Source organism: Streptomyces sp. NPDC005195 (genome assembly GCF_040608315.1).
GTDB lineage: Bacteria > Actinomycetota > Actinomycetes > Streptomycetales > Streptomycetaceae > Streptomyces > Streptomyces kaempferi.
Map to the genome: position 1 here is coordinate 15,570 of NZ_JBEXHZ010000026.1, position 13,720 is coordinate 29,289.

Annotated in this window: 12 protein-coding genes; 10 read left to right on the forward strand and 2 right to left on the reverse strand. The window is 73.3% G+C overall.

Going from position 1 to position 13,720, the window contains the following annotated elements; genetic code table 11:
• Nucleotides 1–60: 60 nt before the first annotated feature.
• The gene (locus ABZV34_RS24265) at nucleotides 61–2,208 is read left to right on the forward strand and encodes a primosomal protein N' (protein ID WP_356280326.1); all 2,148 of its coding nucleotides are present in this window, start codon (nucleotides 61–63) and stop codon (nucleotides 2,206–2,208) included.
• 77 nt (nucleotides 2,209–2,285) lie between these two features.
• On the opposite strand, the gene ABZV34_RS24270 is transcribed toward ABZV34_RS24265, so the two are convergent.
• Complete coding sequence (locus ABZV34_RS24270) at nucleotides 2,286–2,828, reverse strand: hypothetical protein (RefSeq protein ID WP_168527160.1); 543 nt, start codon at nucleotides 2,826–2,828, stop codon at nucleotides 2,286–2,288.
• Nucleotides 2,829–3,248: 420 nt separating this feature from the next.
• Between ABZV34_RS24270 and fmt the strand changes: the two genes are divergently transcribed.
• The 9 genes from fmt (at nucleotide 3,249) to ABZV34_RS24315 (ending at nucleotide 12,683) form a co-directional block, all read left to right on the forward strand.
• Complete coding sequence (fmt, locus tag ABZV34_RS24275; protein ID WP_356280328.1) at nucleotides 3,249–4,181, forward strand: methionyl-tRNA formyltransferase; 933 nt, start codon at nucleotides 3,249–3,251, stop codon at nucleotides 4,179–4,181.
• 320 nt (nucleotides 4,182–4,501) lie between these two features.
• On the forward strand, nucleotides 4,502–5,935 hold the full coding sequence (locus ABZV34_RS24280) for a transcription antitermination factor NusB (RefSeq protein ID WP_356280331.1): 1,434 nt from the start codon (nucleotides 4,502–4,504) through the stop codon (nucleotides 5,933–5,935).
• Between the two features lie 178 nt (nucleotides 5,936–6,113).
• Entirely contained in the window at nucleotides 6,114–6,800 is a 687-nt protein-coding gene (rpe, locus tag ABZV34_RS24285; RefSeq protein WP_351721100.1) for a ribulose-phosphate 3-epimerase, read from the forward strand.
• A 78-nt stretch (nucleotides 6,801–6,878) separates the two neighbouring features.
• The gene (locus tag ABZV34_RS24290; RefSeq protein WP_356280335.1) at nucleotides 6,879–7,922 is read left to right on the forward strand and encodes a sugar-binding domain-containing protein; all 1,044 of its coding nucleotides are present in this window, start codon (nucleotides 6,879–6,881) and stop codon (nucleotides 7,920–7,922) included.
• Between the two features lie 136 nt (nucleotides 7,923–8,058).
• The gene (locus tag ABZV34_RS24295; protein ID WP_356280338.1) at nucleotides 8,059–8,481 is read left to right on the forward strand and encodes a ribonuclease domain-containing protein; all 423 of its coding nucleotides are present in this window, start codon (nucleotides 8,059–8,061) and stop codon (nucleotides 8,479–8,481) included.
• Nucleotides 8,478–8,855 (forward strand): barstar family protein, encoded by a 378-nt coding sequence (locus ABZV34_RS24300; RefSeq protein ID WP_356280341.1) that lies wholly within the window; start codon nucleotides 8,478–8,480, stop codon nucleotides 8,853–8,855. Before ABZV34_RS24295 ends, ABZV34_RS24300 begins: the two co-directional genes overlap by 4 nt.
• A gap of 106 nt (nucleotides 8,856–8,961) precedes the next feature.
• Nucleotides 8,962–10,404: a GuaB1 family IMP dehydrogenase-related protein gene (locus tag ABZV34_RS24305; RefSeq protein WP_356280495.1), complete on the forward strand. Its 1,443-nt coding sequence runs from the start codon at nucleotides 8,962–8,964 to the stop codon at nucleotides 10,402–10,404.
• 349 nt (nucleotides 10,405–10,753) lie between these two features.
• Nucleotides 10,754–12,220, forward strand: coding sequence for an amino acid permease (locus ABZV34_RS24310; RefSeq protein ID WP_356280344.1), 1,467 nt, complete (start codon nucleotides 10,754–10,756; stop codon nucleotides 12,218–12,220).
• 10 nt (nucleotides 12,221–12,230) lie between these two features.
• A complete protein-coding gene (locus ABZV34_RS24315; protein WP_037621108.1) occupies nucleotides 12,231–12,683 on the forward strand; it encodes an Lrp/AsnC family transcriptional regulator in 453 nt (150 codons plus the stop codon).
• A 175-nt stretch (nucleotides 12,684–12,858) separates the two neighbouring features.
• Here ABZV34_RS24315 and ABZV34_RS24320 read toward each other — a convergent pair whose 3' ends face one another.
• Nucleotides 12,859–13,599, reverse strand: coding sequence for a GntR family transcriptional regulator (locus ABZV34_RS24320; RefSeq protein WP_356280347.1), 741 nt, complete (start codon nucleotides 13,597–13,599; stop codon nucleotides 12,859–12,861).
• Nucleotides 13,600–13,720: the final 121 nt, after the last annotated feature.

The following is a 13,720-nucleotide window of genomic DNA, read 5'->3' on the forward strand; positions in this document are numbered from 1 at the left end:
CGTCGGCGGCCTGCTCACGGGCGGGCGGCGGTGTCGGTGCGGTCTGGTAGGAATACTGCTGTGAGCAGCGCGAACGGGCGGGGTGAGGGTGACGCGGAGGGCGCGCCGCCCGAGCAGCTTGCGCTGATCCGCGAAGGTGTGCGGCAGGCCAGGGCGCCCAAGGCGAAGCCGCGGACCTGGCGCGGCGCCGCGCTCGCCAAGGAATTGCCTGTCGCGCGGGTGCTCGTCGACAAGGGCGTGCTGCACCTGGACCGGTACTTCGACTATGCCGTGCCCGAGGAGCTCGACGCCCAGGCGCAGCCCGGTGTCAGGGTCCGGGTGCGGTTCGGGGCCGGGCGGCACCGGGTGCGGGACGGGCGGCGCGAGGGCGGGGGCCTCATCGACGGCTTTCTCGTCGAGCGGCTGGCCGAGTCCGACTACGCGGGACCGCTCGCCGCGCTGGCCCAGGTGGTGTCCCCCGAACCGGTCCTCGGCCCCGAGCTGCTGGGGCTGACCCGGGCCGTCGCCGACCGCTACGCGGGCAGCCTCGCCGATGTGCTGCAACTCGCCGTGCCGCCGCGCAACGCCAGGGCCGAGGCGAAGCCCTCTCCGGCACCGCTGCCCGCTCCCGGAGCGCCCGCGGCGGAGTCCTGGACGCGATACGCGCGGGGCGCGGCCTTCCTGGAGTCGCTCGCCGGCGGCGGCGCCCCGCGTGCCGTGTGGAACGCGTTGCCGGGGCCCGAATGGGCCGACGAGCTGGCGCGGGCCGTGGGCGCGACGCTCGCCTCGGGACGCGGCGCGCTCGTCGTCGTACCGGACGGCCGGACCGTCTCCCGTGTGGACGCGGCGCTGACCTCGTTGCTGGGGGAGGGACGGCACGCGGTCCTCACGGCCGAGGCCGGACCCGAGAAGCGGTACCGGGAGTGGCTCGCCGTGCGGCGCGGGTCCGTACGGGCCGTCGTGGGGACCCGCGCCGCCATGTTCGCGCCGGTGCGCGATCTCGGACTCGTCGTTCTCTGGGACGACGGGGACGGCAGTCACAGCGAGCCGCACGCACCCCAGCCGCATGCGAGGGAGGTCCTGCTGCTGCGGGCCGCCCATGACAAATGTGCCTTTCTGCTGGGGAGTTGGAGCTGCACGGTCGAGGCCGCGCAGTTGGTCGAGAGCGGCTGGGCGTTGCCGCTGGCCGCCGAGCGGGACCAGGTGAGGGCGTGCGCGCCGCTCGTCCGGACCGTGGGGGACGGAGATCTTGCCCGGGACGAGGCGGCCCGGGCCGCCCGGCTGCCCACGCTGGCCTGGCAGGTGGTCAGGGAGGGGCTGCGGCACGGGCCTGTGCTGGTGCAGGTGCCGAGGCGCGGGTACGTTCCGCGGATGGCCTGCGCGCAGTGCCGGGCTCCGGCCCGCTGCCGGCACTGCGCCGGCCCCTTGGAGGCGCAGGACGCCGGCGCGCTGCGGTGCACGTGGTGCGGGCGGGACGAGGCGGCCTGGCACTGTCCCGAGTGCGGTGGGTTCCGGCTGCGGGCGCAGGTCGTGGGCGCCCGGCGGACCGCCGAGGAGCTGGGGCGGGCCTTCCCCGCGGTGCCGGTACGGACGTCGGGGCGCGAGCAGGTCCTCGACACGGTGCCGGGGGCACCCGCGCTCGTCGTGTCCACGCCGGGCGCCGAACCCGTCGCGGAGGGCGGGTACGCGGCCGCGTTGCTGCTCGACGGCTGGGCGATGCTGTCGCGGCCCGACCTGCGCGCCGGTGAGGAGGCCCTGCGGCGCTGGATCGGGGCCTCGGCGTTGGTGCGCGGGCAGGGAGCGGGCGGCACCGTGGTGGTCGTCGCGGAGCCGACCCTGCGGCCCGTGCAGGCGCTCGTACGGTGGGACCCGGTCGGCCACGCGGTGCGTGAGCTCGCCGAGCGGGCCGAGCTGGGTTTTCCGCCGGTGTCGCGGATGGCGGCGGTGTCGGGTACGGCGGAGGCGCTCGCCGGTTTTCTCGCGGTGGTCGAACTGCCGGGAGACGCCGAGGTGTTGGGGCCGGTGCCGCTGCCCGTCACCGATGCCGGGCGACCGCGCCGGGTGGGGGCGCCGCCACCGGGGGAGCGGTGGGAGCGGGCGCTCGTCCGGGTACCGCCGGGGAGCGGTGCCGCACTGGCGGCCGCGCTGAAGGCCGCGCAGGCGGCGCGGATGGCGCGTGGGGGGAGCGAACCCGTACGGATTCGGATCGATCCGCCGGACATCGGGTGACGGGTGGCCGTGGTGCTGCCTCCCGGGGCGGTGGCGCCGGGAGGCAGGGCGGAGCGGGAGGGGCGGAGGAGCCGTGTTCAGCCGTTGCGCGGGCCCGGGAACGCGGTGGGCCGCACCTCTTCGCGGAGTGTGGGGCTGCCCGCTGTCGGCTGCGTCGGCATGGAGCGGGCGGCGGGGACCGTAGGTACCGCGGGGACGCCGGTGGTGACCGCGACCGTGCGGGCGCTCGCGGTCTCGGTGGCGCGCTCGGCCTCGGCGGCGGCCTGGGCGGCGGCGCGACGGGCGCCGTAACGGCGGTGCACCGCCTGCTTGGTGACCCCGAGGGCCGAGCCCACGGCGTCCCATGAGAAGCCCAGCGAGCGGTCGAAGTCCACGGCGGCCGTGACCAGTGTCTCGACGCTGTCGCGCAGCTCCTGGGCGAGGCGGACGGTCGGGGCGGGGGCGCGCCCGTAGACCACGAAGCCCGTGGCGGGGCCGGAGCGGCGCGGGCGGTAGACGTTGCCCAGTTGGGCGGTGAGCGTGCGCAGTGCGTCCACCTGCCGGCGGACCCGCTCGATGTCCCGCACCAGCAAGTGCAGGCTGGCCCGAGCCTGGGCGTCGTGGGTTGCGTGGTCGGCCATGAACAAGCCTCTCGAACCGGCGTTAAGAAGGATCGGGCCGCGATCACGGCCCGTTGGCGGTCAACTCTCTCTTGACCAACGCGTTTTTGGGTGAGTGGTCACGCTGCGGGGGCGTAGGGGCATATGCAGGGGGCGCGTCGGGGGGCGTACGCCCCCGGTGTGCACGGCCCGCGCGGACCGCACGGCGGCGATCACGTCCCGCACGCCCTGTGCGGGACATCGACTGCCGACGGTGCGGGTCCCCGGCGGTACGGGCGTTGGAGTCGGCGTCGGCGCCGGCGTCGGAGCGCGGGATGTCCGGACAGCGCCCGAGCCCGGTGACCCCGCGGCGCATAGACTGGTGCGCTGCCCCGTACCTCGGCCCCGCCGGCGTGCTCGCGGGGTCGGAAGAGTTCCCGCCCGAGAGGCCAACCGCCACCCATGAAGCTCGTCTTCGCAGGTACCCCCGAGGTCGCCGTTCCCGCACTGGACGCCCTGATCGCCTCCGGGCGGCACGAGGTGGCCGCCGTCGTCACGCGGCCCGACGCGCCCGCCGGGCGGGGGCGCAGGCTCGTCGCGAGTCCGGTCGCCGAGCGCGCGGCGGAGGCCGGGATCGAGGTGCTGAAGCCGGCCAGGCCGCGGGACGAGGAGTTCCTGGCGCGTCTGCGGGAGATCGGCCCCGACTGCTGCCCCGTGGTGGCCTACGGGGCGTTGCTGCCCCGGGTCGCCCTCGACGTCCCCGCCCAAGGCTGGGTCAACCTGCACTTCTCGCTGCTGCCCGCCTGGCGCGGCGCCGCCCCGGTGCAGCACGCGGTGATGGCGGGTGACGAGATCACCGGTGCCTCCACCTTCCTCATCGAGGAGGGGCTCGACTCGGGTCCCGTGTACGGGACCGTCACCGAGGAGGTCCGGCCCACCGACACCAGTGGGGACCTGCTGACCCGGCTGGCCTTCGCCGGTTCCGGGCTGCTCCTCGCGACCATGGACGGTATCGAGGACGGCACCCTGAAGGCGGTACCGCAGCCGGCCGACGGCGTCACCCTGGCGCCGAAGATCTCCGTCGAGAACGCCCACGTCGACTGGTCCGCACCGGCGCTGCGTGTGGACCGGGTGGTCCGCGGCTGCACCCCCGCGCCGGGTGCGTGGACCGTCTTCCGCGGCGAACGGCTCAAGCTCGTACAGGCCGCGCCGGTGCCCGAGCGCGCCGACCTCGCCCCGGGCGAGCTGTCCGTCGGCAAGAACAACGTGTACGTCGGAACCGGTTCGTACGCCGTCGAACTGCTCTGGGTCCAGGCCCAGGGCAAGAAGCCGATGCGCGCGGCGGACTGGGCACGCGGCGTACGCATCTCCTCCGGAGAGGCTCTCGGGGTCTGAGTCCCGTCGGGACGGGCGGCCGCGCCGGGGCCCGTCGCCCGACCGGGGCTCAGCTCCGCACGGCACCGCGCCGGGGCCGGTTGTCCTGCCGGGGCTCGGCGTCGCACGGAGGTCCGGCACCGCACCGAGGTCCGGTCGCCGGGCTCGGCGTCGTCACTGGGCCGGGTGGTCACGGCGGGGCTCGGCGGCGCGCACGGTGCGTCCCGCCCCGGCCACGCGGTGCGTCCCGCCCCGGCCACGCCAAGCGCCCGGCGTCGGGTCCCACCCCGCGGCGTACGCTGGACGGACGCACCTTTTCCTGGATCCGGAGCACCTTTTTCGTGAGTGAGCAGTCCCGTCGGCCGAGCAAGCCCGGCAAGCCCTACCGCCGCCCCCAGAAGGACCCGGTCCGCTTCCTCGCCTTCGAGGCGCTGCGGGCCGTGGACGAGCGGGACGCGTACGCCAACCTGGTCCTGCCCCCGCTGCTGCGCAAGGCGCGGGAGAAGGGGGACTTCGACGGGCGGGACGCGGCCCTGGCGACCGAACTCGTGTACGGGACGCTGCGTCGGCAGGGCACGTACGACGCCGTCATCTCGGCCTGTGTCGACCGGCCGCTGCGCGAGGTCGACCCGCCGGTGCTGGACGTCCTCAGCCTCGGTGTCCACCAGCTGCTCGGGACACGCATCCCGACGCACGCCGCCGTGTCCGCCTCGGTCGAACTCGCCCGCGTCGTGCTCGGCGACGGGCGCGCGAAGTTCGTCAACGCGGTGCTGCGCAAGGTCGCGCGGCAGGATCTCGACGGCTGGCTCGAGCAGGTCGCGCCGCCCTACGACGACGACCCCGAGGACCATCTGGCCGTCGTGCACTCCCATCCGCGCTGGGTCGTCTCCGCGCTGTGGGACGCGCTCGGCGGCGGGCGGGCCGGCATCGAGGACCTGCTGGAGGCCGACAACGAACGGCCCGAGGTGACCCTGGTCGCCCGGCCGGGCCGCTCCACCGCCGGCGAGATCCTCGGCGCCCTGGGTGAGGAGTCAGCCCTGCCGGGGCGCTGGTCGCCGTACGCCGTGCGGCTCAGCGAGGGCGGCGAACCGGGTGCCATCGACGCCGTACGGGAGGGCCGTGCGGGTGTCCAGGACGAGGGCAGCCAGCTGGTGGCCCTCGCCCTCGCGAACGCGCCGCTCGACGGGCCCGACAAGGCCTGGCTGGACGGCTGCGCGGGCCCCGGAGGCAAGGCCGCGATGCTCGCCGGGCTCGCCGCCGAGCGCGGCGCCGTGCTGCTCGCCTCCGAGAAGCAGCCGCACCGGGCCGGGCTCGTCGCCAAGGCGCTGGCCGGGAACCCCGGCCCGTACCAGGTCATCGCGGCCGACGGCACCCGTCCGCCGTGGCTGCCCGGCACGTTCGACCGTGTCCTCATGGACGTGCCCTGCACCGGCCTCGGTGCCCTGCGACGCCGTCCCGAGGCGCGCTGGCGGCGCCGCCCGGAGGACCTCGACGGTTTCGCGTCGTTGCAGCGCGGGCTGCTGCGCACCGCGCTCGACTCCGTCCGGATCGGCGGCGTCGTCGGCTACGCGACCTGCTCGCCGCACCTCGCGGAGACCCGCGCGGTCGTGGACGACGTGCTCAAGCACTACGAGAACGGCTCCGCCGAACTGCTCGACGCCCGTCCGCTGCTCCCGGACGTACCGGCGCTCGGCGACGGCCCCGACATCCAGCTGTGGCCGCATCTGCACGGGACGGACGCGATGTACCTGGCGCTGATCAGGCGGACCGCCTGAGCCCCGTTCGCTGACCCGTCGCGCCCTGTCCCGGCCGTCATGGCTGCCCCCGAGGCCATGACGGGCGGGACCCGTGGGCGGCCCGGAACGGCAGGGCGGGCCACCGTGCGGCCGGTCCGCGGCGGCCCCGTTGCGGACCGGGGAGAGCAACCGGTGCCGGGCATGGCAGTCTTGGGGCATGGCCGTGCAGATCAACCCCAGCATTCTCTCCGCCGATTTCGCCCGCCTTGCCCAGGAGGCACAGGCGGTACAAGGAGCGGACTGGCTCCACGTCGACGTCATGGACAACCATTTCGTACCGAACCTCACGCTCGGCGTGCCGGTCGTGGAATCCCTGGCCCGTGCGACGGACACACCGCTGGACTGCCATCTGATGATCGAGGACGTCGATCGGTGGGCGCCCCAGTACGTCGAAGCGGGTGCGGGTTCCGTCACCTTCCACGTCGAGGCGGCCGCCGCGCCGGTGCGGCTCGCCCGCGAGATCCGGGCCATGGGCGCCCGCGCCTCCATGGCGCTCAAGCCCGCGACCCCCATCGAGCCGTACGAGGATCTGCTGCCCGAGCTCGACATGCTGCTGATCATGACGGTGGAGCCGGGCTTCGGGGGCCAGGCGTTCCTGGACATCATGCTTCCGAAGATCCGTCGCACCCGTGAGCTGATCAGCAAGCACGGACTCGAACTCTGGCTCCAGGTCGACGGCGGAGTCTCGGCCTCCACCATCGAGCGGTGCGCGGAGGCGGGCGCGGACGTTTTCGTGGCCGGATCGGCGGTCTACGGGGCATCGGACCCGGCCCAGGCGGTACGTGCATTGCGCACCCAGGCGCAGGAGGCGACGGCTCATGCGGCGTGGGCGTGCGACCACTGAACCAAGGGAACGTGAACGCCGCCCATCTGGGCTGATCAAGTACGCCGGATCTGCAAGGATGAACGGCGAATCCAGAGTGTGAACAGCAGTGAGGAGAGCGCCGTGTCGGGTATGTCGGCGGGCCGGTCAGCCATGCGGATGGGACCCGCTGAGCTGGTCCAGGCGGCGGCCATGGCCCGCCGCTTCTACCTCGAGGGCAAATCCAAGATCCAGATCGCCGAGGAGTTCGGCGTCAGCCGCTTCAAGGTGGCCAGGGTCCTGGAGACCGCTCTCGAACGGGATCTCGTGCGGATCGAGATCCGCGTGCCGGCCGAGCTGGACGCGGAGCGCTCCGACGCGCTGCGCGCCCGCTACGGCCTCCGGCACGCAGTCGTGGTCGAGTCCCCGGCCGACGCCGAGGAGTCGCCCGACCCCGAGAACCTCGGAGAGGTGGCCGCCGACCTGCTCGGTGAGCTTGTCAACGAGGGCGATGTCCTCGGCCTCGCGTGGGGCCGCTCCACCATTCACATGGCCGCGGCCCTCGACCGGCTCGCGCCGTGCACGGTGGTGCAGCTGACGGGCGTGTACGACGCGGGGACCGCCGAGCGCGGTTCCGTGGAGGCGGTGCGCCGCGCCGCCCAGGTGTCGGGCGGGGACGCCCACCCCATCTACGCGCCGATGCTGCTGCCCGACGCGGCGACCGCGGCCGCGCTGCGCAACCAGACGGGGATCGCGCGCGCCTTCGAGTACTTCGACAAGGTCACCGTCGCCTGCGTCTCGATCGGCTCCTGGGAGCCCGGCATCTCGACGGTCCACGACATGCTCAGCGACGAGGAACGCGCCCACTACGCGTCCCTCGGTGTCGCCGCCGAGATGTCCGCGCACCTGTTCGACTCCGAGGGTCGGCGGGTCGGCCGGGACCTGGGCGAGCGGTGCATCACCGTCGAGGCCGACCGGCTGCGCCGTATCCCCGAGGTCGTCGCGATCGCGGGCGGACAGCGCAAGGCGGCCGCGATCGACGCCGTGCTGCGCTCCGGGCTCGTCACCAGCCTGGTGACGGACACCTCGGCCGCGGACTACCTGATGACGGCGGGCCCGGCACCGCGCCCGGCGCTGAACCGCCAGGACCCGGACGGGCCATGACCCCAGGCGGGCCCACGGCGCCCTCGGACCACGCCGTGTCCCCTCGCGCGCCCCGCCGCGCCCCACGGACGGCAGAGGGCTCGTGAGGGGCTCACCGGGCCCCTTACGCGCGGCGCGCCGTGGCAGCATCGACGCCATGCTGTCGCGGTCCGTGCCCCGGCTCGTCGCGGGTCTCCTCCTCTGCCTGGCGGCCCTGCTCACGGGGTGCTCCTCGGCGCCCTCGCCCTCCTCCCCGGCGGACACCGCCCCCGGCGCCTCCTCGGCGCCCGGCTGGGCCCGGGGCATGGGCACCGTGCGGGAGGCCCGGCTCCCCGCCGAAGCCCGCGCGACCCTCGCCCTCATCGACGAGGGCGGCCCCTTCCCGTACGCCAGGGACGGCGTCGTCTTCGGCAACTTCGAGCGGCTGCTGCCCCTCCACCAGCGTGGCTACTACCACGAATACACCGTCCGGACGCCGGGCGAACAGGACCGGGGAGCCCGGCGCGTTGTCACCGGGCAGAGCGGTGAGATCTACTACACCGATGATCACTACAAGTCCTTCCGGGCGGTGCTGAGATGACCGACGGCTCCCTCGCGGACGTCCTGGCCGCCGCCGGCTGGGCCCATGTCCGGCTCGACCTCACCGGGGTCACCGGGAAACCCGCGTTCATGGACCGCTGCGCCCGCGCCCTCGACCTGCCGGACTGGTTCGGGCGGAACTGGGACGCCCTCGCCGACTGCCTCGGAGACCTGTCCTGGGCCCCGCCCGCCCGCGGACGGCTGCTCGTCGTCACCGGCTGGCGGGACTTCGCCCGAGCGGCGCCACGGGACTGGGGCATCGCGCAGGAGGTGTTCGCCGACGCCACCGACCAGGGGCGGGGCACCGCGGGGTCACTCCGGGTCGTCCTCGCTCTTGGAGGATCCGACGACGGCGCCACCGACCGGCCTGGATGAAGTGTCTGGGTATCTCACCAGGGCCGCCATGGGACAATGAAGTACGTGCTTTCCCCCTGGCTGACCTGTCCGGGGGCCACCTCTGATCCACCGGGATGTGCAGCACGTGCGTTTCCTCAACGACATCCAGCCCCCGTACGACCTGACGTACGACGACGTCTTCATGGTGCCCAGCCGCTCGGCGGTCGGCTCCCGCCAGGGCGTGGACCTCGCCGCCCCGGACGGGACGGGCACCACGATCCCGCTGGTCGTGGCCAACATGACCGCCATCGCCGGCCGCCGGATGGCCGAGACCGTCGCCAGGCGCGGCGGCCTCGTCGTCATCCCGCAGGACATTCCGATCGAGGTCGTCACCGAGGTCGTCACGTGGGTCAAGGGACGCCACCTGGTGCTCGACACCCCGATCATTCTCGCCCCCCACCAGACGGTCGCCGACGCCCTCGCGCTGCTGCCCAAGCGCGCGCACAACGCGGGCGTCGTCGTGGACGAGGACGGCCGCCCGGTCGGCGTGGTCACCGACACCGACCTGACCGGCGTGGACCGCTTCACCCAGCTCTCCGAAGTCATGTCCCGGGACCTGCTGCTGCTCGACGCCGACATCGAGCCGCGCGAGGCGTTCAACAAGCTGGACGGGGCCAACCGCCGCTACGCCCCCGCCGTCGACCGGGACGGCAGGCTCGCCGGCATCCTCACCCGCAAGGGCGCCCTGCGCGCCACGCTCTACACCCCGGCCACCGACGCGAGCGGCAGGCTGCGCATCGCGGCCGCCGTCGGCATCAACGGCGACGTCGCGGGCAAGGCCAAGCAGCTCCTCGACGCGGGCGTCGACACCCTCGTCATCGACACGGCCCACGGCCACCAGGAGTCGATGATCAGCGCGGTCAGGACCGTGCGCGCGCTCGACCCGCACGTCCCGATCGCGGCGGGCAACATCGTTGCCGCCGAAGGCGTCAAGGACCTCGTCGAGGCGGGCGCGGACATCATCAAGGTGGGTGTCGGCCCCGGCGCCATGTGCACCACCCGGATGATGACCGGCGTCGGCCGTCCCCAGTTCTCCGCCGTCCTGGAATGCGCCGCCGAGGCGAAGAAGTACGGCAAGCACGTGTGGGCCGACGGCGGGGTCCGTCACCCGCGCGACGTCGCCATGGCACTGGCCGCGGGCGCGTCCAACGTCATGATCGGCTCCTGGTTCGCCGGCACGTACGAGTCCCCGGGCGACCTCCAGCAGGACGCGAACGGGCGGCTGTACAAGGAGTCGTTCGGCATGGCCTCCGCGCGCGCGGTCCGCAACCGCACCAGCGAGGAGTCGTCGTACGACCGCGCCCGCAAGGCCCTGTTCGAGGAGGGCATCTCCACCTCGCGGATGTTCCTCGACCCGGCCCGCCCGGGTGTCGAGGACCTGATCGACTCGATCATCGCGGGCGTCCGCTCCTCCTGCACCTACGCCGGTGCCAACTCGCTGGAGGAGTTCAGCGAGAAGGCCATCGTCGGCATCCAGAGCGCCGCCGGGTACGCCGAGGGCAAGCCGCTGCACGCCAGCTGGAGCTGACCCGCCCCCTTTCCGAACGGCCCCGCGGTGCGCCCGTGCGGGCCGTTCGGCGTCCGCGCACCGACAGGCGGCCGCCGGCCGACCGGGACCGGTACCGGCTCGTCCGGCGGGCCGGGGACGGCGCGCACAACCATCGAAAGGGCCCGCGCAACGAACACACGCGCAGCCGGGATGAACGCAATGATCTTGCGGAGACGCGCAAGGTTGCCGCATTACGCCGGTGAACGCCTGGCTCATAGGGTCGAGCGCTGTACATGGCGTGGCGGGGACTCCGCTCGGCGGATCCCTCCTGTCAGGGGTGCCGCCGGTCCCCGCCCTCTACGACCGGCAGCGATGAAGGAGCCAGCGCGTGCTCGATCCCGGCGCACCCCCGCAGTCCCGCACACAGAGCGCCCCACCGTCCCCGGGTGTCGGCGCGCGTCTGATGCGCCGCAAACCCGTGGAACGCCTGGTCGCCGAGGGCGGCCAGGGAGAGGGCGGCACCCTGCGGCGTTCGCTCGGCCTCTGGCAGCTGACGATGATCAGCATCGGTGCCACGCTCGGCACCGGAATCTTCGTGGTCCTCGGCGAGGCCGTCCCCAAGGCCGGACCCGCGGTCACCCTCTCCTTCGTGATCGCCGGCCTCACGGCGCTCTTCTCCGCCCTCTCCTACGCGGAACTCGCGGGCACCATCCCGGTCGCCGGGTCCTCGTACTCGTACGCGTACGCAACGATGGGCGAACTGATCGCCTGGATCTGCGGCTGGTGCCTGGTGCTGGAGTACGGCGTCTCGGTGGCCGCCGTCGCGGTCGGCTGGGGCGAGTACCTGAACGAGCTGCTCGACGGCACCATCGGCGTCACCCTCCCGGACGCGCTCTCCGCGCCGCCCGGTGACGGCGGAGTCTTCAACCTGCCCGCGCTGATCGTCGTCCTGCTCGCCATGGCCTTCCTGCTCGGCGGCGCCAAGGAGTCCGCGCGCGCCAACACGGTCATGGTGGCCGTGAAGATCGTCGCGCTGCTGCTGTTCTGCGCCATCGGCATCCAGGGTTTCAGGTCCGGCAACTACGACCACTTCATGCCGCTCGGTATGGCGGGCGTCAGTGCGGCCGGGGCCACGCTCTTCTTCTCGTACATCGGCTTCGACGCCGCCTCCACGGCCGGTGAGGAGGCGACGAACGCGCAGCGCGACCTGCCCCGCGCGATCATGCTCTCGCTGGTCATCGTGACGGCGCTGTACGTCGTCGTCGCGGCCGTCGCCGTGGGCGCGAAGCCCTGGCGGCGGTTCAACGACTCGGAGGCCGCCCTCGCCGAGATCATGAAGAACGTCACCGGGCAGACCTTCTGGGGCACCCTGCTCGCGGCCGGCGCGGTCATCGCGATCGCCAGCGTCGTCCTGACCGTGCTCTACGGCCAGACCCGCATCCTCTTCGCCATGTCCCGCGACGGACTCGTGCCCAAGGTGTTCTCGCGGGTCCACCCGAGGACCGGCGCGCCCCGCGCCAACACGGTGATCGTCTCGCTGTTCTGCGGTGTCCTGGCCGCCGCGATCCCGCTCGGCCAACTGGCCGACGCCACCAGCATCGGTACGCTCTTCGCCTTCGCGCTGGTCAACGTCGCCGTCGTCGTGCTGCGCCGGACACGCCCGGACATGCGGCGCACTTTCCGGGTGCCGCTGTCGCCGGTGCTGCCCGCGATCGGCTTCGCGCTCTGCGTCTGGATGATGGGCAGCCTCTCGGCCGTCACCTGGGTGGTCTTCGGAGTCTGGATGGCCGCCGGGCTCGTGTTCTACTTCAGTTACGGCTACCGCCGCTCCCGTATCGCCACCGTAGAGAAGTGAACCACCCGCAGTGCTGAACGATCTCGACGAACGCATCGTGCACGCCCTCGCCGAGGACGCCCGCCGCTCCTATGCCGACATCGGCCAACTGGTCGGGCTGTCCGCGCCGGCCGTGAAACGCAGGGTGGACCGGTTGCGGGCGACCGGGGCCATCACGGGGTTCACCGTACGGGTGGACCCGGCCGCGCTCGGCTGGGAGACGGAGGGTTTCGTCGAGATCTACTGCCGGCGCAACACCTCGCCGGAGACCATCCAGCGGGGGCTGGAGCGTTACCAGGAGGTCGTGGCCGCCTCCACCGTCACCGGAGAGGCGGACGCGGTCGTCCAGGTCTTCGCGTCCGACATGCGGCACTTCGAGCGCGTGCTGGAGCGGATCGCGGGGGAGTCGTTCGTGGAGCGGACGAAGTCCGTGCTGGTGCTTTCGCCGTTGCTGCGGAGGTTTTCTTCGGGGTCGCCCACGTAGGGCCGGTGGCCGGGGTCGGAGCCGGGGCCAGGGTCGGAGCCGGGGGCCGCGGGTGGTCGTCCGCGGGTGGTCTGTGGCTGGTCGCGCAGTTCCCCGCGCCCCTGACGGGCGCGGTTTCCCGGGCGACTATCGGGCGTAACTCCCCGCGCCCCTGACAGACGCGGGGTGTCCGGGCCTACTCCGCCGTCTTCCTCGCCATGGCGTTGTTCCCTATCGAGTTGTGCACGCTGAAGCTCACGGCGTCCGAGCGGTAGCGGTCGTCCGACCACTCCACCGGGCGTCCTTCGCGGGTCGTGGTGACGCGGCGGACACGGAGCAGGGGGCTGGTGCGGCGGATGCCGAGGAGGTCGGCGTCCTGGGCGCCCGCCGCCACCGCGTCGATGACGTGCTCGCCGTAGGCGAAGACCAGGCCCGTGTCCTCGAAGAGCCGCTGGGTCACCGAGGGACAGTCGGGCTCGACGGTCTCGACGGCGGGGGAGATCCAGTCGGCGTACACGGTCCGTTCCAGGAGTACCGGCTCACCGTCCAGGCCGCGCACCCGCAGCACGTGCAACACGGCTGTCCCCTCAGGCAGTTGGAGGCGCACCGCATCCTCGGCGGTCGCCGGACGGTAGGTCTGCTCCACCACCCGTCCCGTCGCCTCCCGCCCCATCGTGCGTGCCCACTCGGCGAAGCTGCGCAGTTCGGCGAAGCTCTGGCTGCGGCGGCTGGTCAGCACCACCCGGCGCGCGCCCTGACGGGACCCGATCAGGCCCTCGGCGGTCAGGGCCGCGACGGCCTGGCGGACCGTGCCGCGCGCCACGCCGTACTGCGCCGCGAGGTCCGTCTCCGGGGGCAGCAGACTGCCCACCGTGTACTCCTCGCGGTCGATCGCCCGCCGCAGCTCGTCGGCGATCTCCTCGTGTCGCGCCCCCATGCTTCCCCTCTGATCCGGCCGTTGTGCACAGCGTGACCAGCGTAATCGAGATCGGACGGTGATCTGGGCAGCGCGGGATTGTGCAGGGAATCGGGGCTCAGGGTTTCACCGGTGTTTACGA